Origin of the sequence: Pseudonocardia autotrophica (assembly GCF_003945385.1) — a bacterium.
GTDB classification, from domain to species: Bacteria; Actinomycetota; Actinomycetes; order Mycobacteriales; family Pseudonocardiaceae; genus Pseudonocardia; species Pseudonocardia autotrophica.
Genome location: NZ_AP018920.1, coordinates 2027224 through 2052579 on the forward strand (window position 1 = coordinate 2027224; position 25356 = coordinate 2052579).

The 25356-nt window shown below is 73.9% G+C and carries 25 protein-coding genes; 18 read left to right on the forward strand and 7 right to left on the reverse strand.

Annotated elements, in window-relative coordinates; genetic code table 11:
- Nucleotides 1–116: 116 nt before the first annotated feature.
- Complete coding sequence (locus Pdca_RS09750) at nucleotides 117–1592, reverse strand: cation:dicarboxylate symporter family transporter (protein WP_085912468.1); 1476 nt, start codon at nucleotides 1590–1592, stop codon at nucleotides 117–119.
- Nucleotides 1593–1709: 117 nt separating this feature from the next.
- Here Pdca_RS09750 and Pdca_RS09755 point away from each other — a divergent pair, with 117 nt between their 5' ends.
- From Pdca_RS09755 to Pdca_RS09775, 5 genes are all read left to right on the forward strand, one after another.
- Nucleotides 1710–2369: a response regulator transcription factor gene (locus tag Pdca_RS09755; protein ID WP_085912469.1), complete on the forward strand. Its 660-nt coding sequence runs from the start codon at nucleotides 1710–1712 to the stop codon at nucleotides 2367–2369.
- Nucleotides 2370–2394: 25 nt separating this feature from the next.
- Nucleotides 2395–3291: a tRNA pseudouridine(55) synthase TruB gene (gene truB, locus Pdca_RS09760; RefSeq protein ID WP_232021495.1), complete on the forward strand. Its 897-nt coding sequence runs from the start codon at nucleotides 2395–2397 to the stop codon at nucleotides 3289–3291.
- 50 nt (nucleotides 3292–3341) lie between these two features.
- A complete protein-coding gene (locus Pdca_RS09765) occupies nucleotides 3342–4304 on the forward strand; it encodes a bifunctional riboflavin kinase/FAD synthetase (protein WP_085912524.1) in 963 nt (320 codons plus the stop codon).
- Nucleotides 4305–4368: 64 nt separating this feature from the next.
- On the forward strand, nucleotides 4369–4905 hold the full coding sequence (locus tag Pdca_RS09770; RefSeq protein WP_085912471.1) for a hypothetical protein: 537 nt from the start codon (nucleotides 4369–4371) through the stop codon (nucleotides 4903–4905).
- An 83-nt stretch (nucleotides 4906–4988) separates the two neighbouring features.
- Nucleotides 4989–5543: a 2'-5' RNA ligase family protein gene (locus Pdca_RS09775; protein ID WP_085912525.1), complete on the forward strand. Its 555-nt coding sequence runs from the start codon at nucleotides 4989–4991 to the stop codon at nucleotides 5541–5543.
- Between the two features lie 3 nt (nucleotides 5544–5546).
- On the opposite strand, the gene Pdca_RS09780 is transcribed toward Pdca_RS09775, so the two are convergent.
- Nucleotides 5547–6551 (reverse strand): ABC transporter substrate-binding protein, encoded by a 1005-nt coding sequence (locus Pdca_RS09780; RefSeq protein ID WP_085912472.1) that lies wholly within the window; start codon nucleotides 6549–6551, stop codon nucleotides 5547–5549.
- Between the two features lie 110 nt (nucleotides 6552–6661).
- Between Pdca_RS09780 and Pdca_RS09785 the strand changes: the two genes are divergently transcribed.
- From Pdca_RS09785 to dapB, 6 genes are all read left to right on the forward strand, one after another.
- Entirely contained in the window at nucleotides 6662–7258 is a 597-nt protein-coding gene (locus Pdca_RS09785; protein ID WP_085912473.1) for a TetR/AcrR family transcriptional regulator, read from the forward strand.
- Nucleotides 7259–7470: 212 nt separating this feature from the next.
- Nucleotides 7471–7740 carry a 30S ribosomal protein S15 gene (gene rpsO / locus Pdca_RS09790; protein ID WP_085912474.1) on the forward strand — a complete coding sequence of 90 codons (270 nt, stop codon included), beginning with the start codon at nucleotides 7471–7473 and terminating at the stop codon, nucleotides 7738–7740.
- 266 nt (nucleotides 7741–8006) lie between these two features.
- A complete protein-coding gene (locus Pdca_RS09795; RefSeq protein WP_085912475.1) occupies nucleotides 8007–10325 on the forward strand; it encodes a polyribonucleotide nucleotidyltransferase in 2319 nt (772 codons plus the stop codon).
- Between the two features lie 70 nt (nucleotides 10326–10395).
- Nucleotides 10396–11706: a M16 family metallopeptidase gene (locus Pdca_RS09800; RefSeq protein WP_179956596.1), complete on the forward strand. Its 1311-nt coding sequence runs from the start codon at nucleotides 10396–10398 to the stop codon at nucleotides 11704–11706.
- Nucleotides 11707–11807: 101 nt separating this feature from the next.
- On the forward strand, nucleotides 11808–12287 hold the full coding sequence (locus Pdca_RS09805) for a DUF456 domain-containing protein (RefSeq protein WP_085912476.1): 480 nt from the start codon (nucleotides 11808–11810) through the stop codon (nucleotides 12285–12287).
- A 66-nt stretch (nucleotides 12288–12353) separates the two neighbouring features.
- The gene (gene dapB / locus Pdca_RS09810) at nucleotides 12354–13103 is read left to right on the forward strand and encodes a 4-hydroxy-tetrahydrodipicolinate reductase (RefSeq protein ID WP_197719958.1); all 750 of its coding nucleotides are present in this window, start codon (nucleotides 12354–12356) and stop codon (nucleotides 13101–13103) included.
- Nucleotides 13104–13107: 4 nt separating this feature from the next.
- Here the strand turns inward: dapB and Pdca_RS09815 are convergent, their stop codons facing one another.
- Nucleotides 13108–13638, reverse strand: a complete 531-nt coding sequence (locus Pdca_RS09815; RefSeq protein WP_085912478.1) for a GNAT family N-acetyltransferase — start codon at nucleotides 13636–13638, stop codon at nucleotides 13108–13110.
- A gap of 238 nt (nucleotides 13639–13876) precedes the next feature.
- On the opposite strand from Pdca_RS09815, the gene Pdca_RS09820 reads away from it, so the two are divergent.
- Nucleotides 13877–15124: a winged helix-turn-helix domain-containing protein gene (locus Pdca_RS09820; RefSeq protein WP_085912527.1), complete on the forward strand. Its 1248-nt coding sequence runs from the start codon at nucleotides 13877–13879 to the stop codon at nucleotides 15122–15124.
- A gap of 282 nt (nucleotides 15125–15406) precedes the next feature.
- Here Pdca_RS09820 and Pdca_RS09825 read toward each other — a convergent pair whose 3' ends face one another.
- Both Pdca_RS09825 and Pdca_RS09830 read right to left on the reverse strand, forming a co-directional pair.
- The gene (locus tag Pdca_RS09825; RefSeq protein WP_085912479.1) at nucleotides 15407–16393 is read right to left on the reverse strand and encodes a DUF4097 family beta strand repeat-containing protein; all 987 of its coding nucleotides are present in this window, start codon (nucleotides 16391–16393) and stop codon (nucleotides 15407–15409) included.
- On the reverse strand, nucleotides 16390–16920 hold the full coding sequence (locus Pdca_RS09830) for a toxin-antitoxin system HicB family antitoxin (RefSeq protein ID WP_085912480.1): 531 nt from the start codon (nucleotides 16918–16920) through the stop codon (nucleotides 16390–16392). Before Pdca_RS09830 ends, Pdca_RS09825 begins: the two co-directional genes overlap by 4 nt.
- A gap of 89 nt (nucleotides 16921–17009) precedes the next feature.
- On the opposite strand from Pdca_RS09830, the gene thyX reads away from it, so the two are divergent.
- The 4 genes from thyX (at nucleotide 17010) to Pdca_RS09850 (ending at nucleotide 21225) form a co-directional block, all read left to right on the forward strand.
- The gene (gene thyX, locus Pdca_RS09835; RefSeq protein ID WP_085912528.1) at nucleotides 17010–17774 is read left to right on the forward strand and encodes an FAD-dependent thymidylate synthase; all 765 of its coding nucleotides are present in this window, start codon (nucleotides 17010–17012) and stop codon (nucleotides 17772–17774) included.
- 87 nt (nucleotides 17775–17861) lie between these two features.
- Entirely contained in the window at nucleotides 17862–19313 is a 1452-nt protein-coding gene (locus Pdca_RS09840) for an alpha/beta hydrolase (RefSeq protein ID WP_085912481.1), read from the forward strand.
- Nucleotides 19298–20521 (forward strand): sensor histidine kinase, encoded by a 1224-nt coding sequence (locus Pdca_RS37495; protein ID WP_197719959.1) that lies wholly within the window; start codon nucleotides 19298–19300, stop codon nucleotides 20519–20521. Before Pdca_RS09840 ends, Pdca_RS37495 begins: the two co-directional genes overlap by 16 nt.
- Nucleotides 20512–21225, forward strand: coding sequence for a response regulator transcription factor (locus tag Pdca_RS09850; protein ID WP_085912482.1), 714 nt, complete (start codon nucleotides 20512–20514; stop codon nucleotides 21223–21225). The genes Pdca_RS37495 and Pdca_RS09850 overlap by 10 nt, the downstream gene beginning before the upstream one ends.
- Here Pdca_RS09850 and Pdca_RS09855 read toward each other — a convergent pair.
- Together Pdca_RS09855 and Pdca_RS09860 are read right to left on the reverse strand one after the other, a co-directional pair.
- On the reverse strand, nucleotides 21170–21910 hold the full coding sequence (locus Pdca_RS09855; protein WP_085912483.1) for a Crp/Fnr family transcriptional regulator: 741 nt from the start codon (nucleotides 21908–21910) through the stop codon (nucleotides 21170–21172). The two genes, Pdca_RS09850 and Pdca_RS09855, sit on opposite strands and share 56 nt — an antisense overlap.
- 155 nt (nucleotides 21911–22065) lie before the next feature.
- The gene (locus Pdca_RS09860; protein WP_232021496.1) at nucleotides 22066–23322 is read right to left on the reverse strand and encodes an MFS transporter; all 1257 of its coding nucleotides are present in this window, start codon (nucleotides 23320–23322) and stop codon (nucleotides 22066–22068) included.
- Between the two features lie 280 nt (nucleotides 23323–23602).
- Here Pdca_RS09860 and Pdca_RS09865 point away from each other — a divergent pair, with 280 nt between their 5' ends.
- Together Pdca_RS09865 and dapA are read left to right on the forward strand one after the other, a co-directional pair.
- Nucleotides 23603–24229, forward strand: coding sequence for a TIGR03085 family metal-binding protein (locus Pdca_RS09865; protein ID WP_085912485.1), 627 nt, complete (start codon nucleotides 23603–23605; stop codon nucleotides 24227–24229).
- A 27-nt stretch (nucleotides 24230–24256) separates the two neighbouring features.
- Complete coding sequence (dapA, locus tag Pdca_RS09870; RefSeq protein WP_085912486.1) at nucleotides 24257–25282, forward strand: 4-hydroxy-tetrahydrodipicolinate synthase; 1026 nt, start codon at nucleotides 24257–24259, stop codon at nucleotides 25280–25282.
- Nucleotides 25283–25356: the final 74 nt, after the last annotated feature.

Here is a 25356-nt window from a genome sequence, read left to right on the forward strand (position 1 = left end):
GCCCAGCCTGCCACCGTGGTGGCCCGGCGGCGCCCGGAACGCGCGAACCCCCGCGGGCGGGGTCTGCGCGCCGCGGGGGTTCGACCGTCATGAGGATGATCCGGCCGGGAACCGGCTCAGGCCGGGGCGCCGACGTTCGCCTTGCGGGCCGGGTCGTCGCCGGCCTCCTCGGCCTTCTCGGCCAGCTCCGCATCTGCCCGGCCGCCGTGCTCGGCCGCCATCGCCTCCTCGACGAGCGAGGGGTCGTCGAGCACCGCGGCGAGCCGCTCGCGGTCCAGCTCGCCGTTCCAGCGGGCGATGACCAGGGTCGCGACGACGTTGCCGATGCAGTTGGTGAGTGCGCGGCCCTCGGACATGACACGGTCGATGCCGATGATCACCGCGATGCCGATCGCGATCGCCTCCGGGGTGAAGAAGTCCCCGCCGAAGGCCTGCAGCGACGCGGACAGCGTGATCAGCCCGGCGCCGGTGACGCCCGCCGCGCCCTTGGACGTCAGCACCATGAGCAGGGCGAGCCCGATCTGCAGGCCGACCGGCAGCGTGACCCCGCCGGCCTGGGCGATGAACAGCGCGCCCAGGGTCAGGTAGATGCAGGTGCCGTCGAGGTTGAACGAGTAGCCGGTCGGGATGACCATGCCGACGGTCTGCTTGGAGGCGCCGGCCGCCTGCAGCTTGGTGAGCAGCCGGGGCAGCACCGACTCCGACGACGAGGTGCCGACGATGATCAGCAGCTCGTCCTTGATCAGCCGGATGACCTTGAAGATGTTGAAGCCTGCCACCGCGGACACGGCCCCGAGGATCACCACCACGAAGAACAGGCAGGTGCCCCAGAACACGGCCATCAGCTGCAACAGGTTGCCCAGTGACCCGGCACCGAAGGCGGCCACGGTGTAGGCCATGCCGCCGAAGGCCGCGACCGGAGCCGCCCACATGATCAGCTTGATGATCCCGAAGATCACCTTGGCGATCGCGTCGATCGAGCCGACGACCCGCTCGCGCATCGCCGGGGCCAGCGCGGAGACCGCGCAGGCGGTCAGGATCGCCAGCACCAGGACCCGCAGCACCTCGTTGTCGACGAACGGTGCGAGGAAGCTGGTCGGCAGGACGTCGTCGAGCAGGAAGCCGACCAGACCGCCCTGACCCGACTCCGAGCCCGACTCGATCTGCCCGGTGGCCTTGGCCAGGTCGGCCGCGGACGGGGACCCGGTGAATCCGGTGCCCGGCGCGAAGATGTTGGCGGCGAGCAGCCCGATCGTCAGCGCCACCGCCGTGGCGATCATGAAGTAGATCAGGGCCCGTGCGGCGAGCCCGCCGGCCCGGGCCAGGTTGCCGATCGAGGCGATGCCGACGACCACGGTGCAGAAGATGACCGGTCCGACGATGACCTTGATCATCTGGATGAAGGCGTCGGCGAGCCACTTGACCTGGAGGCCGATCTCGGGGAAGAGCCACCCCAGCAGGGCCCCGCCCACGATGCCGATGATCACCCAGAACCAGAGCTGGGTGTAGACCTTCTTCTTCTGACGGGTGGGGGCGCCGGCGGTACCGCCCCCCTGCCCGGGTGAGCCGGCTGCAGTGCCAACCTCGGCCATGTCGGTCCTCCTCGACCTCGTTCGGTGTGAGCACCCTGCGGGCGGACCGTGTTCCGCTGCAACGGAACGGGCACCGGGCTTGAGGAACCCTTGAGGAAGCAGGGCTACGCTGGTGACGTGCGCGTACTCCTGGTCGAGGACGACCCGCTCCTGGGTGACGCGCTGCGTCGCACCCTGGTCGGGCACGGGTTCCCGACCGAGCTGGTCGGCAGCGGGAGCGCGGCACTGGCCGCGGTCGCCGAGCGGGAACCGGACGTCGTGCTGCTCGACATGGGACTGCCCGACCGCGACGGCCTCGGTGTCTGCCGGGAGATCCGGGAGCGCTCCCGGGTGCCGATCCTGGCCATCACCGGCCGCGGCGACGTCGCGGCCCGGGTGCAGGGCCTGCGCTCGGGCGCCGACGACTACCTGGTGAAGCCGATCTCCACCGAGGAGCTGCTGGCCCGGATCGACGCCGTGCTCCGGCGCGCCACCGGGGCGGCGGTCGCGGCCACGGTGACCGTGGGGGATGTGGTCGTCGACCTGGACCGGCGGGCGGTCACCGCCGGCGGTGCCGAGATCGCGCTCACCCGCAAGGAGTTCGACCTGCTGGCCGCGCTCGCCCGCCGGGAGGGGGCGGTGCTGCCGCGCACCGAGTTGCTCGAGCAGGTCTGGGGGATCGCGGACGCCTCCGCGGCCCGCACCATGGAGGCGCACGTGGCGTCGCTGCGGTCCAAGCTCGGCGACCGCGACGTGGTGCTGACGGTCCGCGGGGTCGGGTACCGGCTGGCGCTCTGAGTGCCTGCTCCTACGATCGGCGCCCGTGCCACCCCGTGACCCGCCCCCGCCGCCCGGCCTCGTGATCGTCGACAAGGACCGGGGCCCGACCAGTCACGACGTCGTCGGGAAGCTGCGCCGGATCATGGGCACCCGCAAGGTCGGGCACGCGGGCACCCTGGACCCGATGGCGACCGGTGTGCTGGTGGTCGGGATCGAGCGGGCGACCAAGCTGCTCGGCCACCTGTCGCTGGACACCAAGGCCTACACCGCGACCGTCCGGCTGGGGATCGCCACCGGCACCGACGACGCCGAGGGCGAGCCGCTCGGCGAGCCGGTCCCGGTCGATGCCGGCGACGACGACGTCCGCACGGAGATGGCGCGGCTGACCGGTGACATCGAGCAGGTCCCGAGCGCGGTGTCCGCGGTCAAGATCGACGGCAAGCGGGCCTACCAGCGGGTGCGCGACGGCGAGACCGTGGTGATCCCGGCGCGGCCGGTGACCGTGTCGGCGTTCGACCTGCTGGCGCTGCGCCGGGACGGGCCGTTCCTCGATCTCGACGTCGCCGTCGAGTGCTCCTCGGGTACCTACGTGCGGGCACTCGCCCGCGATCTCGGCGCCGCGCTCGGGGTCGGCGGGCACCTCACGGCGCTGCGCCGGACCCGGGTCGGGCCCTTCACTCTGGAGCACGCCCGCACCGTCGAGGAACTGGCCGCGACGCCAGGGCTGTCGCTCGATCTCGCCGCCGCGGTGGCGACGGCGTTCCCGCGGGTCGACGTCGACGACGCGGCCGCCACCGACGTCCGGATCGGCCGGTCGCTGCCCGCCGCCGGGCTCCCCGGCACCTACGGCGTGTTCGGCCCGGACGGTGCCGCGCTCGCGCTGATGGCCGACCGCGGCAGCTCCGCCCGTCCGGTGGTGGTGCTGGCACCGGCGGGCTGAACGCGGCGCCGGTGCGGTGCGCGGCGGAGCGGTTCCGTAGGCTCGCGACCGTGCAGCGCTGGCGTGGTCTGGAGGCCGTCCCGCCCGGCTGGGGGCGGTGCGTCGTCACCATCGGTGTGTTCGACGGGGTGCACCGCGGGCACCGTGAGTTGATCGATCGTGCCGTGCAACGGGCCCGCGAGCGCGGTCTCCCCGCGGTCGTGGTGACCTTCGACCCGCATCCGGCGGAGCTGATCAGGCCGGGTACCCACCCGGCGCGGCTGTCCACCCTGGACCGGCGCGCGGAGCTGGTGGCCGAGCGCGGCGCCGACGTCTTCTGCGTCATCCCGTTCACCGAGCAGCTCTCCCGGACCGATCCCGCCGGGTTCGTGCACGAGATCCTGGTCGATCGGCTGCATGCCGCGGTCGTCGTCGTCGGCAGCAACTTCACCTTCGGTCACCGGGCGGCCGGCGACGTCACGGCGCTGGACGAGCTGGGCCGCCGGTTCGGTTTCTCCTGCGACGCACTGGATCTCATCTCGGAGAACGACGTGACCTTCTCCTCCACCTACATCCGCTCCTGCATCGACGCCGGGGACGTGAGAGACGCGGCGCACGCGCTGGGCCGCTGGCACCGGGTGGACGGGGTGATCGTGCACGGTCACAAACGCGGCCGTGACCTGGGCTTCCCCACCGCGAACGTGGCCTGCCCGCCGCACACCGCGATCCCCGCGGACGGCGTCTACGCGGGCTGGTTCCGGATCGGTGAGCGCCGGCTGATGACCGCGATCTCGGTCGGCACCAACCCGACGTTCTCCGGCCGGGTGCGCACCGTCGAGGCCTACGTGCTCGACGTCGACGAGAACTTCTACGGCCACGAGGTCGGTGTCGAGTTCGTCGCCCGGCTGCGCGGGCAGGAGTACTTCGACGGCGTCGAGCCGCTGATCGCCCGGATGGGTGAGGACGTGGCGCGGACCCGGCGGATCCTCACCGCCTCCGGCGACGCGCTCGGCCCGGACGACGAGCAGGGTTGAGTGGAAGTCCCCTGTTCGGCTCGAACCGGTCCGGGACGGCCGGTGCCGGGCCGAGGATCGGGGCATGGACGAGCTCCCGGCCGACCGGCCCGATCGCGACCTGCTGGCGGAGAACCGCGCCCGGCAACGTGAGCTCTACGGCGAGCCGCTGGGGGAGAGGGTGCACCGGTTGACCTCCGGGCTGCGGATCACCCAGGCCCGGCTCGCGTCGGCGCTGGGGCTGAGCCCCGCGATGCTCAGCCAGCTGTCCGGCGCACGCCGGGTGAAGATCGGGGATCCGGCCGTGCTGAGCCGGATGGTGGCGCTGGACCGGCGGGTCTGCCGGGGACCGGTGCCGCCCGACGAGGTGGCCGGGCTGCTGGAACAGATCCGGGCCGGGGCGACCCCGTGGGGTGCCGACGGTGTCTGCTCCTGCGGTGGTGAGCCGGTGCAGGCCGCGGTGCCGCCGCCGCGGGAACCCCGGAGACCGGTCGTCCCGCACCCGGAGGACGCGCTGCGCGGGGTGATCGGCCCGGCCCGGCTGATCGCCGCGGCGGCGGCGCTGGCGACGTCGTTCCCGGAGCTCGCCGAGGTGCTGCGGCGGGCCGCGTCCCGGCGCTGAGCGATGCGACGATCGTCGTCCGGTGGAGGTTCGGTGCCGTCGACGGCACCGGAGCACCACGAGGTGACGATCATGGAGTGGCGATGCGGCTGTTCACCGCGCTGTGGCCACCGGCCCCGGTCCTCGCGGCGCTGCGGGTGGCACCCGCCGTGCCGTCGGAGGGCGGATGGCGGCCGGTCCGGCCGGAGAACCTGCACATCACGCTCTGCTTCCACGGCGAGGACGACCCGGTGCGGCGCGCCGAGGCACTCGATGCGGCACTGGCCGGGGCGCCGGCGCCCCGGCTGCGGCTCGCCGGGATCGGCCGTTTCCCCGGCGTGCTGTGGGTGGGTGTGCAGCCGGCGGACGCCCTGCTCGATCTCGCCGCCCGCGCCGGTGCGGATCCGGCGCGGTTCCGGGCGCACCTGACGCTGGCCCGCCGCTCCCGCACCGCGGACCGGGCGGCCGCCCCGGAGCCGGAGCCGGAGCCGGTGCCGGTGCCGGTGCCGGTGCCGGGGCTGGGGCTGGGGCCGGGGCCGGGGCCGTGGTGGACGCCCGCCGAGGCGCTGCTGGTTCGCAGTGACCCGGGCCCGGTGAACGGCCCGGGGTCCGGTGGCCCGGTGTACCGCACGGTGCACCGGGTCCCGCTGGGCCGGTGAGGATCAGCTCGCGTCGTCCGCCGCCGCCTGTAGTGCCGCTGCCCTGGCCGGCCCGTCGTCGACGGTGCCGAGCGTGAGACCGCCGCCGGTCAGGGTGGTGAGGTCGTCGAGCACCCACCAGGTCGCCAGCGCCGTGCCGCCCGCCCACATCTCGCCGACCGCGACGGTGGTCCGCCCGGCTCGGGCCGCGTGCAGGGCGGCGAAGGTGGGCAGTCCGGTGACCGCCTCGGAATCGTAGATCGACCCGCCGAGCACGACGACGGCGTCCGCGTCGTGCGCGGGGAGCATCTCGGCGGACACCGGGATCGTCGAGGCCGAGGCCCCGGCGGCCGCCGCGAGCTCCGCCTCCGGCCGGGTGATGCCGGCGTCGGCGACGAGCCGGGAACCGGGGTTCGCCGGCGCCGGGGAGTAGAGCATGTCCTGGAACGATCCGAGCACCGACAGCTGCAGCGGCTGCCGCCCGGTCGCCTCGCGCAACTCCGCCAGCCGGTCCTCCAGGACGCCGACGACGGCCCCGGCCCGGTCCTCGGCGCCGAACGCGGCCCCGGCGACCCGGACCGGCTCCCGCCAGTCGCCCTCGAACGGAAGCACGACGGTCGGGGCGATGGCGGAGAGCTGCGGGTAGGTGGTGTCGAGCAGCGATCCCGGCGAGGTCAGGACGATGACGTCCGGCCCGGTCGCGGCGATCGCCTCGAGATCCGGGCTGGTGATCATCGTCGGGGCGGGGGTGACGCCGACCCCGGCATCCCCCAGGACGGTCGTACCGAGCTCGGAGGAGAGGCCACCGAACACGGCAGCCGGTCGGATGCCGACGGTGAGCAGGTTGAGCCCGGCGTACTCGTCGAGCGCGACGACCGACCGGGCGTCGGCCGGGACCTCGACGGTGCCGCGCTCGTGGGCGACGGTCCGCGTGCCGCCGGGTTGCGGCTCTGCGGCGACGGTCCCGCCCGAGCATCCGGCGAGCAGCAGGAGGGCGAGCGCGGCGGCCGCGCGGGGGAGGGGGCGCATGGGTCCGATCCTCGGTTCGGGGAGCCGATGATGAAGTGAGGCTCAGCTAACTCACAGTCTGTGGGAAAATATGTCGCGAGGTCAACCGGCTGCCGTGCGACGATGGCGGCATGCCTCCTCCCGGGCGTCGCCGCGGCCGGCCAGCGGTCGTCGACCGGGACCGGATCGCCGTCGCCGCGCTGGAGGTCGGTCCGGGCTCGCTCACTCTCACGGCCGTCGCCGCGCACCTGGGGGTGCATCACTCGACGCTCTACGGGCACGTGCGCGACCGGCACGACCTGGTCGCCGCGGCCGCCGACCGGCTCGCCCGCGAGGCCCGCTGGCCCGGGACCGGTGCGGGCTGGCGGGAGCTGCTCACCGCGTGGGGGGACACGTTCTGGGACCTGGCCGGGCGCCGGCCGGGCGCGGCCGCGCTGATCAGGAGCTTGCCGGCGCCACCGGCCGCGGTCGTCGCCGAGGTCGGGCGGATCCGGGCGGATCTCGAACGGCAGGGATTCACCGCGGCGGACGCGCTGGTGGCCCTGGACATGGTGGCCGACCTGGCACTGGACACCGCGGCCGCCCTCGACGGCCTCGACCGGACGGCGCAGGACCGGGCCTGGCGCGACGATCCCGGCATGCGCGCGCTGATCGCCTCCCCGCGCGGGGCCTACCCGGCCAAGCTGGGGATCGTCCTGGACGGCCTGGCCGCCCGGCTGGCCCGCTGAGGCTCCCGGCCCGCGCGGGTCGGGAGCGGCCGGGAAGTGGGTCGCTGGTACCGTTTCACGTGGGTCCGGCTGCAGTCCGTGGCGGCCGCGACCGACTACCTGCCGCCGGGCTCCGGCTCCGAAGACTCTCGAGATCACTCCGGGACGACTCGGTGTCGCGTGGTCCGAGGCGGTACGGCCACACGGACCGTCGACACGATGAAGGAGTTGCAGTGGCACTGTCCACGGCCGACAAGAAGAGCACGCTCGAGAAGTACGGCACCCACGCCACCGACACCGGGTCCCCCGAGGCCCAGGTGGCGCTGCTGACGCAGCGCATCATCGGCCTGACCGAGCACCTGAAGCAGCACAAGCACGACCACCACAGCCGGCGCGGCCTGCTGCTGCTGGTCGGTCGTCGTCGCCGGCTGCTCAAGTACCTGCGTGCGGTCGACGTCGCGCGCTACCGCGCACTGATCGAGAAGCTGGGTCTGCGCCGCTGACCCGCCGACCGACCCGGCACCGGAATCCGGTGCCGGGTCGATTCGCATCGGAGACCGTGACCGATCACGGGTCGCCGGTGCCGCACCACAACTGAACAGTCCCGCCACGAGACGACCGGACATCCGCCGGTCCTCGGTAGTGGCTCCCGGGAGCAGGAGTTGCCGGGGGCTTCGATCGAAGACCGGCCCAGCAGGGGATCGAGCCGGACGTCGTCGGTGGTGGGAGGCAGAGAAACACTCCCAACGACGAGGAGAGACTTCCCCGTATGACTGACGTCATCTCAGAGGACGGCGTGCACGAGAGCACCGCCGTCATCGACAACGGTGCCTACGGCACCCGCACCGTCCGGTTCGAGGCCGGCCGGCTCGCCCGGCAGGCCGCCGGATCCGTCGTCGCCTACCTCGACGACGAGACCATGCTGCTGTCCGCCACGACCGCCTCGAAGCGGCCGAAGGACCAGTTCGACTTCTTCCCGCTGACGGTCGACGTCGAGGAGCGGATGTACGCCGCGGGCCGGATCCCCGGCTCGTTCTTCCGCCGCGAGGGCCGCCCGGGCACCGACGCGATCCTGACCTGCCGCCTCATCGACCGCCCGCTGCGCCCGTCCTTCGTGGACGGTCTGCGCAACGAGATCCAGGTCGTCGTGACGGTCATGTCGCTCGACCCGAAGGACCCGTACGACGTCGTGGCGATCAACGCCGCGTCGGCATCCACCCAGCTCGCCGGCCTGCCGTTCTCCGGCCCGGTCGGCGGCGTCCGTGTCGCCCTGATCGCGGGCGACGGAACCGACGCGTCGCCGACCTCGCAGTGGGTCGCGTTCCCGACCCACGACCAGCTCGAGCGCGCCGCGTTCGACATGGTCGTCGCGGGCCGCACCGTCGGTGACGGTGACTCGGCGGACGTAGCGATCATGATGGTCGAGGCCGAGGCCACCGTCCGGACGATCGAGCTGGTCGCCGGCGGCGCCACCGCGCCGACCGAGGAGGTCGTCGCGGACGGTCTCGAGGCGGCCAAGCCGTTCATCAAGAGCCTCTGCGCCGCACAGCAGGCGCTGGCCGACGTCGCGGCCAAGCCGACCGGCGAGTACCCGGTGTTCCCGGCCTACCAGCCGGACGCCTTCGAGGCGGTCTCCGAGGCCGTCGAGCAGGAGCTGGCGCAGGCGCTGACCATCGCCGGCAAGCAGGAGCGCGAGACCCGCACCGACGAGATCAAGGCGTCGGTGCTGGACAAGCTCGGCGAGCGCTTCGTCGGCCGCGAGTCCGAGCTGGGCAACGCGTTCCGCGCCCTGAACAAGAAGCTGATCCGCCGCCGGATCCTGACCGACCAGGTCCGGATCGACGGCCGCGGCCTGACCGACATCCGGCCGCTCTCGGCCGAGGTCGAGGTCGTCCCGCGGGCGCACGGCTCGGCGCTGTTCGAGCGTGGCGAGACCCAGATCATGGGCGTCACCACGCTGAACATGCTGCGCATGGAGCAGCAGATCGACCAGCTGGGGCCGGAGACGCGCAAGCGCTACCTGCACCACTACAACTTCCCGCCGTACTCGACCGGTGAGACCGGCCGGGTCGGCTCGCCGAAGCGCCGCGAGATCGGGCACGGCGCGCTGGCGGAGCGGGCGCTGCTCCCGGTCCTGCCGAACCGCGACGAGTTCCCCTACGCGATCCGGCAGGTCTCCGAGGCGCTGGGCTCGAACGGCTCGACCTCGATGGGCTCGGTCTGCGCGTCCACGATGTCGCTGCTCAACGCCGGTGTGCCGCTGAAGGCGCCGGTCGCGGGCATCGCGATGGGCCTGGTGTCCGACCAGGTTGAGAACGCAGCCGGGCAGCCCGAGACGAAGTACGTGGCGCTGACCGACATCCTGGGCGCCGAGGACGCGTTCGGCGACATGGACTTCAAGGTCGCCGGCACCAAGGAGTTCGTCACCGCGCTCCAGCTCGACACCAAGCTCGACGGCATCCCCTCCGAGGTGCTGGCCGCCGCGCTGAGCCAGGCCAAGGACGCCCGCCTGACCATCCTCGAGGTGATCGGCGAGGCCATCGACGGCCCGGACGAGATGAGCAAGTACGCGCCGCGGGTCACCGCGGTGAAGGTCCCGGTCGACAAGATCGGCGAGGTCATCGGCCCGAAGGGCAAGATGATCAACTCGATCACCGAGAAGACCGGCGCCGACATCTCGATCGAGGACGACGGCACGATCTACGTCGGCGCGAACGACGGCCCCTCCGCGGAGGAGGCGATCGGCATGATCAACGCGATCGCCAACCCGCAGCTGCCGAAGGTCGGCGAGCGGTTCCTGGGCACGGTGGTCAAGGCCGCCGCGTTCGGTGCCTTCGTCTCGCTGGTCCCCGGCAAGGACGGCCTGGTCCACATCTCGAAGCTCGGCAACGGGAAGCGGATCAGCAAGGTCGAGGACGTCTGCAAGGTCGGCGACAAGCTGCGCGTCGAGGTCACCGACATCGACAACCGGGGCAAGATCAGCCTGGTGCCGGTGCAGGAGGACGGCGCTGCCGCGGCCGACGGGGCGGACGCTCCGGCCGACGCCGCTGCCGACGAGCCGGCCGAGGCCACGGCGGACCAGAGCTGATCAGTTGGCCGAGAAGAACGGTGACGTGACGGCGGCCCGGGGACCCGAGGGTTCCCGGGCCGCCGCCCGCGTGAGCACCGACATCGGTGGACCGCCGGAGAGCGTCCGGCGCAGCGAGCTGCCCGGCGGGGTCCGGCTGGTGACCGAGTCGGTCCCCGGTGTCCGCTCGGTCGCACTCGGCATCTGGATCGGGATCGGCTCGGTCGACGAGTCACCGGCCCAGGCCGGGGCCGCGCACTTCCTGGAGCACCTGCTCTTCAAGGGCACCCGGCGGCGTACCGCGGCCGGGATCGCCGAGGAGATGGACGCGGTCGGCGGTGAGCTGAACGCGTTCACCGCCAAGGAGCACACCTGCTACTACGCGCACGTGCTCGACACCGACGTCGCGCTGGCGGTCGATCTGCTGGCCGACGTGGTCACCGACGCCGAGCTCGCGCACACCGACGTCGAGCTGGAACGGGGCGTCGTGCTCGAGGAGATCTCGATGCGCGACGACGACCCGGAGGACCTGCTCGGCGACCTGTTCGACCAGACCCTGTTCGGTGACCACCCGCTCGGCCGCCCGGTGATCGGCTCCGAGGAGTCGATCCGGGCGATGAGCCGGGACACCCTGCACACGTTCTGGCAGGGCGAGTACACGACGCCGCGGATGGTCGTCGCCGCGGCCGGGAACCTGGAGCACGACCGGATCGTCGAACTCGTCGGGGCCGCGCTGGCCTCCGCGAGCCGCGCGCAGGCCTCCGCCCGGGCGGTCCCGCCGCGCACCTCGACCGGGGTGCGACCGGACCGCACCGGGGCGCTCGGGCTGCAGCCCGACGAGTCCGAGCAGGCGCACGTGATGCTCGGCGTCCCGACCGAGGGCCGGCTCGCGCACGCCAGGCCGGTGCTGGCGGTGCTGAACGCCGCCCTCGGCGGTGGCCTGTCGTCGCGGCTGTTCCAGCAGGTGCGCGAGCAGCGCGGACTGGCCTACCAGGTGTACTCGTCGACCGCGCGGTACGCCGACGCCGGCGCGCTCTCGGTGTATGCCGGGTGCGCCCCCGAGCGCCTCGGCGAGGTCGTCGCCGTGGTGCGGGACGTGCTCGGCGAGGTCGCCGCCGACGGTCTGACCGACGCCGAGGTGGCCCGGGCCAAGGGGTCACTGCGCGGCGGCCTCGTACTGGGCTGCGAGGACACCGCGTCCCGGATGAACCGGCTGGGCCGGGCCGAGCTCGACCACGGCCGGCAGCGGTCGGTGGGGGACAGCCTCGCCCGGATCACCGCGGTCACCGCGGAGGAGGTGGCGACCGTCGCCGCCGAGCTGCTGGAGCAGCCGCTCACCGCTGCCGTCGTCGGGCCGTTCGACGAGGTGGACGAGCTCCCGGCGTCGCTGCGCGACCTGTGAGTGAGCGCCGTGGCGGACCGGAGTCCGCCGCGGCCGTGCCGATCGTTGCGTGACGCCGCGCTCGCGGCGGGCGGGATCCGCCGGTCTGGCAGGCTGAGCGCATGACGGGGCTCGCGGTACTGGCCGGGTTGATGATCGCCGTCGGGCTGGCCGGGATCGTGCTTCCGGTGCTGCCCGGCCCGCTGCTGATCATCGGCGGTGTGGCGGTCTGGGCGGTGCCCCGTGGCGACGCGGTCGGCTGGTGGGTGCTGGGCATCGCGGTCGCGGTGACGATCGTCGGGCAGGTCGCCAAGTACCTGCTGCCGGGGCGGCGGCTCAAGGCGTCCGGGGTGCCGACCCGGACGCTGCTGGCCGGCCTGCTGCTCGGCGTCATCGGCTTCTTCGTGATCCCGGTGATCGGCCTGTTCATCGGCTTCGTGCTGGGTGTGTGGCTGGCCGAGCTGGTCCGGCTGCCGGATGCGACGACGGCCTGGCGATCGGCCCGCGAGGCGCTCACCGCCGTCGGATGGAGCATCCTGATCGAGCTCGCCGCCGGGATGCTCGCGACCGCCGTGTGGATCGGTGGTCTGGTCGCCGGCTGATCGGGGCCGGCCGATCCGGGGAACTAGACTCGCCCGGTCACGACGACGGCGGAACGGGGTGTGCTGGTGAGCGGGACGATCCGGGTGGCGGTGCTCGGCGCGAAGGGCCGGATGGGCAGCGAGGTCTGCCGGGCGGTGGAGCAGGCGCCGGACACCGAGCTGGTGGCCGCCCTCGACGCCGGTGACGACCTGTCCGGGCTGGACGGTGCCGACGTCGCCGTCGACTTCACCCACCCCGGTGCGGCGCTGGACAACATCCGGGAGTGCCTCGGGCGGGGCGTCGCGCCGGTCGTCGGGACCAGCGGGTTCGACGGGGCGAGGTTCGACGAGGTGCGCGCGCTGCTCGACGAGCGCGGCTCCGGCAGCGTGCTGGTCGCCCCGAACTTCGGGGTCGGCGCGGTGCTGATGATGCACTTCGCGGCGCAGGCGGCGCGGTTCTTCGACTCCGCCGAGATCGTCGAGCTGCACCATCCGGGCAAGGTCGACGCCCCGTCCGGCACCGCCGCGCGTACCGCGTCCGTGGTCGCCGCCGCCCGTGCCGACGCCGGGCTCGGCCCGGTCCCGGACGCCACCACCACCGACCCCGGTGGGGCCCGCGGCGCCGTCGTCGACGGGGTGCACGTGCACGCCGTCCGGATGCCCGGCCTGATCGCGCACCAGGAGGTCATCCTGGGCACCGACGGCGAGGTCCTCACGCTGCGGCACGACTCGATGAACCGGACGTCGTTCATGCCGGGCGTGCTGCTGGCCGTGCGCGCGGTGCGTGACCGGCCGGGGCTGACGATCGGGCTCGAGCCGCTGCTCGGCCTGGCCTGAGGCGCTACTCGACCAGGCGCAGGTCCAGGGTCCCGGCCATCCGGATCTCCCGGATGGTGCCGGTGCCGGTGTCCAGGGTGCGGACGGCGCCGTCGGGCTCCCAGCCGGCGCGCGCGTAGAACCCGCGGGACGCCGCGTCGGCCTCCGGCACCCAGACCCGGCCGGTCTGCTCGCCCGCGGCGCGCAGCGCGGTGGCGGCGGTGGCGAGCAGCCGGCCGCCGTGCCCGCGGCGCCCCCAGCGGGGCTCCACCAGCAGCGCCGAGACCTCGGCGATCGACAGGTCGCCTGCGCCGGCGTAGCGGGCGGCGGCGGCGAACCCGACGATCTCGTCGCCCTCCAGCGCGACCAGCAGGTGGAAGCCGTCGCCGGCGTGCACCGCGTCGGTCCAGTGACTGCGCGCGGCGTCCGAGGTGAGGCTCGCGAACGCCTCCTCGGGCAGCAGCCCGGCGTACGCGGTACGCCAGGTGCGGTCCTGGATGCCCATGATGGCGTCGACGTCGTCATCGGTGGCGGGGCGGACGGTCGCGGTGGCCATGGGTCCATGCCTACCGGTGCCCGCCCGGCGGGTGCACAGCGGGTTCCGGGGACCGTTCGGCAACGGACGGCGGGCAGCGGACGGTGGGCAGCCGGCGGCGGGCAACGGTCTGCGGGCAGCCGGCGGCGGGCAACGGGCGGCGGGCAGCCGCAGCGGGCAGCAGCAGCGGGCGGCGGGAGCCCGGCAGCGGGTGGCGGCCGCGCCGGGATTGTCGGGGGGCCGTGGCAGCATCGGCGTCGTGCGGACGATCTCGGGGGACGTGGCCCGGCGGACCTTTCTCGCGGCCCAGGGGTTCACCGACCCCCGGCCGTCCGGGCCGGTCACCCGGCGGCACCTGCAGCGGGTGCTGGACCGGATCAAGCTGCTGCAGCTGGACTCGGTGAACGTGGCGGTGCGCTCGCACTACATGCCGCTGTTCAGCAGGCTCGGCGACTATCCGCCAGCCCTGCTCGACGATGCGGCCTGGTCGCCCTCGGCCCGCCGGCCCCGGCTGCTCGCCGAGACGTGGGCGCACGAGGCGAGCCTGGTCCCGGTCACCGACTGGCCGCTGCTCGGGCACAAGACACTGCCCCGCCGATGGTGGAAGCACTACGCACCGCTGCTGGAGCGGCACCCGACACTGGCCGGCGACATCCGGGCCGTCGTCGCCGAGCGCGGCCCGATCGGAGCCGGTGCGATCGAGAAGGCGCTCGCGCCCGAGGGGCGGGCCGGTGACGTGCGGCCCCGTCCGCCCGGTGCCACCTGGTGGGAGCGGTCCGAGGTGAAGCAGGTCTGCGAGTACCTGTTCGCGGTCGGTGAGCTGGCCGTGGGTACCCGGCGGCACTTCGAGCGCCGCTACGACCTCCCGGAGCGGGTCCTCCCGCCGGAGGTGTTCGCCGCCCCGCCGCCGGACCCGGCCGACGCGGCCCGCGCACTCGTCGCGAAGTCCGCCGCCGCGCTCGGCATCGGCACCGAGACCGACCTGCGCGACTACTACCGGCTGGGCCCGGAGCGCACCCGCACCGCGATCGCCGAACTGGTCGAGGCGGGGGAGCTGGAGCCGGTCGCGGTCCGGGGCTGGGCGCGCCCGGCCTACCGGAGCCCGTCGGCGACGGTCCCGCGCGCGGTGTCCGGGCGGGCGCTGCTGAGCCCGTTCGATCCGCTGGTGTGGGAGCGCGACCGCGCCGAGCGGATCTTCGGCTTCCGCTATCGGATCGAGATCTACGTGCCCGAGGCCAAGCGGGAGTACGGCTACTACGTCTTTCCGTTCCTGCTCGACGGCGCGCTGGTCGGGCGGGTGGATCTCAAGGCCGACCGGGTGGCCGGGGTGCTGCGGGTGCCGGGTGCGTTCGCGGAGCCGGGCCGGGGCCTGCCGGAGTCCCGGATCGCGGCCGAGCTGGCCGCCGAGCTGACGACGATGGCCTGCTGGCTCGGGCTCGACGGCGTCGAGGTGGGGGAGCGGGGCGATCTCGCCGCAGCGCTGCGCAGCGCCCTGCGAGCCGGCTGATCGGATCCCCGGCGGGATCCCGGGCGCGGCGCGGCAGTCCGCCAGAGCGCGGCGCGACAGCCGAGCAGCCCGTCCGTGCGCGGCCTGGCTGCCGAGCCGCCTGTCCGAGTGCGACGCGACAGTCCAGCAGCCCCACCCCCGCTCGGCAGCCGAGCAGCCCGCCCGGGTAGCCGGGCCGGGTCTGCTGCCGTGTCGTGCTCGGGCGGCCCCGCCTCGGCCGTCCGGTCGAGTGGGGGCCGCCCGTCGTCGCGCGATCGTGCCCTGCGAAGCGCGGCCGCCGGCTCAGGCCGCGATCGTCGCCGCCCGGGTGACCAGCACGTCTCCGCTGCCGGTGCGCCCGGAGAGCCGCACCGCCCGCTCGCCGGGGGCGCCGTCGTGCACCTCCAGCTCGCTGCGTGCCCGGCCGGACCCGGTGGACAGGTCCAGCTCGGCGGCGACGCCGGAGTGCACGCCCACCCGCACGTTGCCCGATCCGGTGCTCAGCCGGACGTCACCGGAGACGGCGTCGGAGATCACCACGTCGCCGGAGCCGCTGCGCACCTCCAGGTCGCCGGTGAGCTCGCCGAGCCGGATGTCCCCGCTGCCGGTCCGCACCCGGGACGGCCCGCCGATCGATCCGGCCTCGATCTCGCCGCTGCCGGTGCGCAGCTGCGCCCGCCCGCCGCACGAACCGAGGTCGATCCCGCCGGATCCGGTGGTGATGTCGGCCTCGCCGGTCACCTCGGCCAGCCGGGCCGTCCCGGAGCCGGTACGCACCGCCGCCCAGGACGCCCGCCCGGTCACCTCGACGGCCGCGGCGCCGGTGCGCACGGCGGGCCGCGACGCCGCCGGGGCGGACACCGTGACGATCAGCGGGACAGCGCTCAGCGCCGGCTCCTCCGGGCCGCGCACGACCAGCCGCCTGCCCGTCTCGGACCACTCGATCGTCACGGCCTCGAGGGCATCGGCCGACGGGTCGCCGGAGCGTTCCCACGGCGCGCCGACGATCGGATCGAACCCGCGGCCGGACCAGCCCGCGCCACCGGCCGGGGAGTTCCCGCCCATCGACGACCCGATCCAGTCGAGGAGCCCGCCGAGACCGCCCGACCAGGGGGCGCCGCCGCGGTCCGTGGTGACCTCGACGGTGACCTCGGACGCGTCCTCGACCAGGTCGATGCGCACCCGTCCGCCGCCGATGGTGATCTCCAGCTCGGCCGGGCCCGCGCTGTCCCACCGCTCGCGGCGGGTGTCCTCGGCCACCGGATCCGGGACGTTCTGCTCGTCGGTCATCCCTGCACCCATCCTCGGAGGTTGCGGCCGTCGCGCGGGTCGCGCCCGCGGGCCCGCCCCTCGGCGCCGGCGAGCGCACCCTGCACGGCCTGGGAGACCCAGGTGTTCAGCGAGACGCCCTGTGACTGCGCGGCCTGCTCGGCCTGCGCCTTGATCTGTTCGACGATGCGCAGCGTGACCCGGCTGATGTCACCCGCGTCGCCGAGGAAGGGGGAGCCGGGCCCGTCCGTGCCCCCGGCGCCGCCGGCGCTGCTGCCGGTGTCGGGGGCAGGCGTGTCGGTGTCCGGCGCGCCGGACACCGACACCCGGACCTCCCGGCCGTGCAGCCGGACCTCCACGGAGCGGTCGCCGAGTGCGGCGGTCGCCTCGGAGGCGAGGTCGGAGAGTGCGTTCATGATCGCCAGGCGGGCGGCGGGCTCGATCGCGGTGCCGAGCAGTGCCGCCGTGCGGCGGGTCTGCTCGTCACCCGCTGCCGCCGCGGCGGCGAGGTCGTCGCGCAGCTGCGCGACGTACGGCGTGAGGTCCATGACACCACTATGACGCCATCGATGACGTCGTGTCGAGGAGTTGCTGTCACCGGTGACGTCATCATGCGGCCGTGGTTACCCTCGTCGGCATGTCGGAGACCGCGCCGCAGACCGTTCCGCTCAGCGTTCAGCTGGTGGCGAAGACCGAGTTCCTCCCGCCGGCGGACGTGCCGTGGTCCACCGACGCCGACGGCGGCCAGGCGCTCGCCGAGTTCGCCGGCCGGGCCTGCTACCAGTCGTGGAAGAAGCCGAACCCGAAGACGGCGACCAACGCCGGCTACATCCGGCACATCCTCGAGGTCGGGCACCTCTCGGTGCTCGAGCACGGCAGCGTCAGCTTCTACCTGACCGGGATCTCCCGCTCGCTGACCCACGAGCTGATCCGGCACCGGCACTTCTCCTACTCCCAGCTCTCCCAGCGCTACGTCCCGGAGCGGGATGCGGCGATGGTCGAGCCGGACGTCATCGCCGACGACCCGGAGCTGCACGAGCTGTTCCAGCAGGCGTCGGCGGACGCGCTGGCGTCCTACGAGAAGCTCCTCGAGGGGCTGGAGAAGCGGTTCGCCGACGTCCCGAACGGGACCCTGCGGCGCAAGCAGGCCCGCCAGGCCGCCCGCTCGGTGCTGCCGAACGCGACCGAGACCCGGATCGTGGTCACCGGGAACTACCGCGCCTGGCGGCACTTCGTCGCGATGCGCGCCTCCGAGCACGCCGACGTCGAGATCCGTGAGCTCGCCGTGGAGTGCCTGCGTCAGCTGCAGCGCGAGGTGCCCAACGTCTTCGCCGACTTCGAGATCCAGACCCTCGAGGACGGCACCGAGATCGCGTCCAGCCCACTGGTCAGCGAGGGCTGACCGACCCTCGGGGCATGGTGGGCCATACCCCGGAAGCACGGGTCGCTGCGATGTGCGGGGAGCATCCGGTGCGCAGGATCGACAACCATGATCCGCCACCGTCTCACCGCGCTGCTCGGCGTCGCCGCGCTGGGCGCGCTCGCCGCCTGCTCGACCGCCCCGGAACCGCCTGCGGATCCGGCTCGGCCGCCGATCACGTCCTGGGAACCGTGCGCGGACGACGACGCCGCCGTGCAGTGCGCGGGCGTGACCGTGCCGGTGGACCGGGCCGACCCGGACGGGCCGGCGATCGACCTCGCGGTGGTCCGGATGCCGGCCGCTGATCCCGATCAGCGCCGGGGGACCCTCGTCCTGCACGTCGGCGGGCCGGCCCCGGCACGCCAGGTGCTGCTCGACCCGCGGCACCGGGCCGGGGTGGCCGAGCTGAGGCAGTGGTTCGACGTGGTCACCTTCGACTCCCGCGGCTACGGCGCGAGCGCCGGGACCTGCGATCCGGACCTGGCGCCGCCGATCGCGGTGCTCGACTCCCCGGAGGCCTTCGCCGAGCACCGGGAGCACCAGGCCCGGTACGCCGAGTCCTGCCGGGCCGGGCATCCGGAGCTGGTCGAACACGTGAGCGCGGCGGACGTCGCCGACGACGTCGACGACATCCGGGCGGCACTCGGCGAGGACCGGATCGCATTCTTCGGCAACTCCTACGGCACCGTCTTCGGACAGGCCTACGCGCAGCGGTACGGCGACCGGCTCACCGCGCTCTACCTGGACAGCGTCGTCGACCACAGCGCGCCCGCCGAGCGCGACCGGATCGACCGGGCGGTGGCCGGCGATGCGCTGCTCGACCGGTTCGCGGCCCGCTGCGCCGAGGACCCGGAGTGCGCGCCGGGGGAGGACCCGTTGCAGCTGTGGGACGACGTCGTCGCCCGCGCCCCGCTGCCCGTGGAGGGCGGACCGGCGCTGCGCGCCGACGAGATCCGGATGGCCGCGCCGTCGATGGCGGAGACGGACCCGCGGGGCTACGCCGCCGCGCTGCTCGCCGCCCGGAACGGCGATGCCGGCCCGCTGGCCGCACCGATGCGCCACGCCCCGGCCGGTGGTGGCATGGACGCCGGGCAGCTCACCAACTGCGCCGACTTCCCGCTCCCGGACGACTACGCGGCCCTGGTCGCCGGGCGGACCGGGCCGGCGGAGCTCGCCCCGCGGACCGGGCCGGCCCCGGCGCTCGAGGACTGGCGGTGCGGGGGCTGGCCGCTGCCCGGGACGAACCCGCCGGGCCCGCTCGACGCACCGGACGCCCCGCCGGCCCTGGTCGTGAACAGCACGCTGGACCCGACCACGCACCTGGCCGGGGCACACCGGGTGGCCGAGGCACTCGGCCCGGGCGCGGTGCTGGCCGTCCACGGCTTCACGCACGCCGTCTACCTGGGGCAGCCGGACAACCGCTGTGTCCGGGACGCCGTGCACCGCTACCTCCTCGACGGCGAGCTGCCCGCGACCGGGGCGTCCTGCGCGTCCGAGCAGACGCAGTGGGCCCGGCCGTGACCGGGCTCGCCACGCTCCGCCGATGGCTCGTCCCGGTCCCGCGCGAACTGGTGTTCCTGCTCGTCGGGGCGGTGCTGGGCTTGTGGCTGCTGGGGCTGGGCGTGCTCGTGGTGTCGTCGCTGACGAACCTGCTCGGGCTGCTCGTGCTGCTGCCGGTGATCGCCACGGTGCGGCTGGTGCAGGCGGCCGAACGGGCGCGGCTGCGGCTGATGGGGGTAGCGGTCCCGGCGCCCCGGCCGGGCTCACCGACCGGCCGGCTCCGGCAGGTCGCCGCAGCCCTGCTGGGACCGCTGGACGCCGACCGGTGGCGCCACCTGCTGCTGCTCGCCGGGTCCGGTCCGATGAGCGCCGTGGCCGTCGCGGTGCCCGGCGCGCTCGCCGTGTCCGGCCTGCTCGACGGTCACTGGGGACGGGTGGACGCGGCACTGCCCGGCGGTCTCGCGCTGCCCGCCGGGCCGGGATGGGCGGTCCGGGTGACGGCGGCCGGGCTGCTGGTGTCGGCCGTGCTGCTGGTCCGGGTACTGGCCGCGGCCCAGGCCCGGGCCGCGCAGTCCTGGCTGTGCGGCGGCGCGGACCGGATGGCGCAGGTGCTGGCCGGCCGGGCGCGGGCGGTGGACGCCCAGACCGCGGAGCTGCGCCGGATCGAGCAGAACCTGCACGACGGTGCGCAGGCCCGGCTGGTCGCGCTGACCATGCAGCTCGCCGCGCTGGGCCGGTCGCTGCGCCCGCTGGGGCCCGAGGCCGACCGGGCCCGGGCCGAGCTGTCCGGCGCGGTCGACACCGCCGGGGCCGCACTGGCCGAGCTGCGCAGGCTGGTGCGCGGCATACTCCCGCCGGTGCTGACCGACCGCGGCCTGGACGCCGCGCTGAGCGCACTCGCCGAGGACTGCGCCCTGCCGGTCGACCTGGACCGGGCGGCCGGCGGGCGGACCGCACCCGCGGTCGAGACGGCGGCGTACTTCGTCGCGGCGGAGGCACTAGCGAACGCGGCCAAACACGCCGGGGCCACGCACTGCCGGGTCCGGACCTCCCGCGGCCCGGACAGCCTGCGGATCGAGATCGCCGACGACGGCCGCGGCGGGGCCGACCCGGGCGGGCCGGGGCTGACCGGTCTGCGCTACCGGGTGGAGGCGCTCGATGGCACGCTGGGCGTGACCAGCCCGCCCGGCGGGCCGACGACGGTGCGGGCGGAGCTGCCGTGCGGATAGTGCTGGCCGAGGACCTGGTACTGCTGCGGGAGGGGATCACCCGCATCCTGGAGGCCGAGGGGCACGAGGTGGTGGCGGCGGTGGCCGACGCCGACTCCCTGATCGAGGCCGTTGCCGAACACCGGCCGGACGTCACGATCGCCGACGTGCGGCTGCCACCGGGCTTCTCCGACGAGGGACTGCGGGCCGCGATCCGGCTGCGCGGGCAGCACCCGGGTGAACCGGTGCTGATCCTGTCCCAGTACGTCGAGGCCGGCTACGCGGCCGAGCTGCTCTCGGACGGCGCCGGGGGCGTCGGGTACCTGCTCAAGGACCGGATCGGGGAGCTGGACGACTTCCTCGACGCCCTGCAGCGGGTCGCCGCCGGCGGCACCGCGATGGACCCGGAGGTCGTCGCCCAGTTGCTGAACCGGGGGCGGCGCAGCGGGCCGCTGACCGCGCTCACCGCGCGCGAGCACGAGGTGCTCGGCCTGATGGCGCAGGGACTGTCGAACCAGGCGATCGCCGACCGGCTGGTGCTGGCCCTGGTGTCGGTGGAGAAACACATCGGCAGCATCCTGGCGAAGCTGGAGCTGCCGCACGGCCAGGCGGTGCACCGCCGGGTGCTGGCCGTGCTCGCCTACCTGGACCGGGCCGCGGACCGCCCGGTCACGCCAGTACCGCGTGCACCCGGCGCCGCAGGTCGGGCAGGTCGCGCACGATGATCCCGCGGCCCTCCTTGGCGACCAGGCCCTCGGCGATGAGCCGGGACAGTTCCCGGCTCATCGTGACCCTGGTCAGCCCGACGAGCAGGGCCAGTTCGTCGACGGCGGGGCGGATCGACAATCGGGTCGTGGTGTCCAGCGCGACCTCGCCGTAGGCCTCGACCAGGTGGCCGAGCAGCAGGATCACCCGTTCCCGGGCGGGCAGGCCCTCGATCAGCACGTGCAGCTGCATCAGCCGCTGCTTGTAGGCGATCCGCCGGGTGATCTCCAGCAGCAGTTCGGGTGAGCTGCGGGCGGCGGTGAGCAACGCGTCCCGGGTGACGGAGACGATCCGCGAGTGCCGGGTGCAGGTCGCGGCGAGGTGCCGCGGCCGCCCGTCGACACTGGCGGCCTCGCCGAGGGTGGCACCGGTCTCGGCATAGGCCAGCGACCGTTCGGTGCCGTCCGGGCGGTGCAGGTAGATCCGCACCCGGCCGGACAGCACGAGATGGAACCGGGTGGACAGCTCGCCCTGCCGGTAGACGTGTTCGCCGCGGGAGTAGTCGCGCGGCGTGCCGAGGGCGGCGATCCGTTCGGTGAGTTCGGTCATCGGCGCGCTGAGGAACGGCGACACCGGGGGATCGTCGGGACCGATGTCCGCGGGCAGTGCCCGCGGTTCCGCACTGCTCACCGCTTCGACGGCCACGCGTCCCCACCTCCGTCCGCGACGGGATGCGACCGGCTGTCGCTCCCGCGCGATCGCCCGGACGGTAGCCGGGTGTCCGAGTACGGGGAAAGGCGTGGTCCGGCCCGCTACCCACTTTCGCGGGTAGCGGGCCGGCGTTGACGCGGTGCAACGGTTCAGGTGGCGGCCAGGCGGGCGTCCTCGTTGCTGAAGGAGTCGGCGTCGGTCTGCGGGAGCGCGAGCGTGCAGCCCAGGCTGAGCAGCGAGACCGAGGCCAGCAGCAGGCCGATCGCCAGGCTGCCGTAGAGCGGCACCACCGCCGCCGCGATCAGCGGCACCACACCACCGCCGAGCACGCCGGCGAGGTTGTAGGCGATCCCGGCGCCGGTGTAGCGGAAGCGGGTGGGGAACAGCTCCGGCAGCTGGGCGCCGATCGGGCCGTAGGCGATGCCGACGACGCCGAGCACGATGGAGATCCCGAGCCCGAACGACCACGCGGTGCCGATGTCGATGATCGGGAAGACGATCACACCGGCGGCCACCGACGCGATGTTGCCGATGACGACCATCTTCCGCCGCCCGACCCGGTCGGACAGGATCGCCGACGCGATCGTCGTCAGTGCGAACATGGTGCCGCCCACGATGCCCATGGCGAGCACGGTCGGCCTGCTCAGCCCCAGCTCCTGGGTGCCGTAGCTGGTCAGGTAGGTCACGCCGATGTAGAAGAAGGCGAAGACCGCGGTGGTCGAGCCGGCGCCGAGGAACACCGCGGCCGGACGGCTGGTGAACACCTCGGTGATCGGCAGCCGTCGTCCGGTGGTGGCCGACTTCGACTCCTTGAACGTGGACGTCTCCTCCAGTGCGAGCCGGACGTAGAGGCCGACCGCGACCAGCAGCACCGAGCCGATGAACGGGATGCGCCAGCCCCAGGCGACGAATGCCTCGTTGCTCATGGTCAGCGCGGTGACCAGGAAGGTGGCCGAGGCGAGCGCGAACGCCACCGACGGTCCGAGCTGCGGGTACAGCGCGTACTTGCCACGGGCCTTGGTGGGGGCGTTCTCGGCGGTGAGCAGGGTCGCCCCGGCCCACTCGCCGCCGACCGCGAGGCCCTGCAGGATGCGCAGGATCACCAGCAGGATCGGCGCCAGCACGCCGATCATGCCGGTGGTGGGCAGCAGGCCGATGGCCAGCGTCGAGAAGCCCATCAGCAGCAGCGTCGTGACCAGCGTGCCCTTGCGTCCGAGCCGGTCACCGAAGTGCCCGAACAGGATCGAGCCGAACGGGCGGGCGACGAACGCGACGCCGAACGTCGCGAGCGCCAGCGCGGTGCCCGCCGCCGCCCCGAGCTCGGGGAAGAAGACCTGGTTGAACACCAGCGCCGCGGCGGTGCCGTAGATGAAGAAGTCGTAGAACTCGATGACCGTGCCGGTCATGCTGGCGAGGGCGATCCTGCGCATCGACCTCGGTCGTGCCTGCGAGGAGGCGGCGTGCGTCACGGGTGGGGGTCCTCTCCGTTGGGGACCGGCTGACACAGGACGGGCCGGGCGTCCGCCGTTCGGGTTGTCGGGAGTATGCGGATCCGTCCGGATGCGATCTGTATCACTCGCTACAAAAACGTGTCGGTGGACCAACCATTTGTCGACCGTTCGCCCGTCCGTCCACCGTTCGGCGCGTGTGCGGCGGGGACCGCCGGTGCGCACTACGGTGGGCGCGGTGAGCCTCGCGATCGACGAACGTGCCGCCATCTGCGCCGAGTTCGAGCGTTCCGGCCCGGACCGCCCGACCCTCTGCGAGGGCTGGAACGCCCGCGACCTGCTCACCCACCTGCTGGTCCGGGAACGGCAACCCTGGAACGCGGCGGGCATCGTGGTCTCGGCACTGTCCTCGGTCACCGACCGGGCGATGGCCGCCTACAGCGGCGAGGCATGGCCGAACATGATCGACGACCTGCGCAAGGGCCCGCCCGCCTGGTCGCCGTTCCGGGTCGGGAAGGTCGACGAGATCGCCAACGGTGCCGAGTTCTTCGTGCATCACGAGGACCTGCGCCGCGGCGAGCCCGGCTGGGAGCCGCGCCCGGCCGGTCCCGAGCTGGACGGCCAGCTGTGGACGCTGCTCTCCGCGCAGTCGAAGCTGCTGTTCCGGCGCAGCCCGGTCGGCATCGTGCTGCGCCGCCCGGAGGGTGCCCAGCAGGTCGTCGCGACCGGATACGGCCTGGTGACGGTGGTCGGCACACCGTCGGAGCTGGTGCTGCACGCCTTCGGCAGGGACGCCGCCCGGGTCGAGCTGGAGGGCCTGCCCGCCGACATCGAGGCCTACCGGGCCGCGCCCCGCGGGATGTGAGCTCGCAACCCGGTACCGTCAACCCCCATGGAGTCCGGTTCCCAGACGACCCCGGCGGGACAGCACCCGCCCCGTCGCCCGTTCGGTGAGGTCCTCACCGCGATGGTGACACCGTTCGACGCGGACGGGGAACTCGACCTGGCGAAAGCCGAGGAGCTGGCCACCCACCTGGTGGACCTGGGCAACGACGGGCTGGTCGTCAACGGCACCACCGGTGAGGGGCCGACGACCTCGGACCGGGAGAAGTCCGAGCTGATCCGCGCCGTCGTCTCGGCGGTGGGGGACCGGGCGACGATCGTCAGCGGTGCCGGCACCTACGACACCGCGCACTCGATCGAGCTGGCCCGCGGCGCCGAGCGGGCCGGTGCGCACGGCCTGCTGGTGGTGACGCCGTACTACTCGCGGCCGCCGCAGGAGGGCCTGCTCGCGCACTTCACCGCCGTCGCCGACGCCTCCGAGCTGCCGGTGATGCTCTACGACATCCCGCCGCGCAGCGTGATCGGGATCGACGTCGAGACCTTCCAGCGGCTCGCCCAGCACCCGCGCATCGTCGCGGTCAAGGATGCGCGCAACGACCTGCGGGTCGGCACCGAGGTGCTCGCCACGACCACGTTGGCGTACTACTCGGGCGACGACCCGGTGAACCTGCCGTGGCTCTCGGTCGGCGCTGTCGGGTTCGTGAGCGTGATCGGGCACGTCGTCGCCGACCGGCTCCGGGCGATGATCGACGCCTACCACGCGGGCGAGCACCAGCGGGCCCGCGCGCTGCACTACGCGATGCTCCCGGTCATCCGCGCGATGGGCCGGGTCGGCGGCGCGGTGTTCGCCAAGACCGCACTGCGGCTGCGCGGCATCGACGTCGGCGACACCCGGCTCCCGCTGCCGCCGGCCACCGAGGAGCAGACCGCCGCGATCGCCGGTGACCTCGCGGTCGCCGGGGTCGCCCTCGACCCGCAGTCCCGGCCCGGGACCAGCGCCTACGAGCCCGGACACGGCGCATTGGGCGGGCGTACCGCCACCGACATCGGCGCCGAGGTCGCGTACCACCGCTGATCCCGGCGTCGTCCCCGTACACACGATCCTGTGAGGCACGAAACCCTGTGAGTCCCCAGCGCAACGACCGCCGG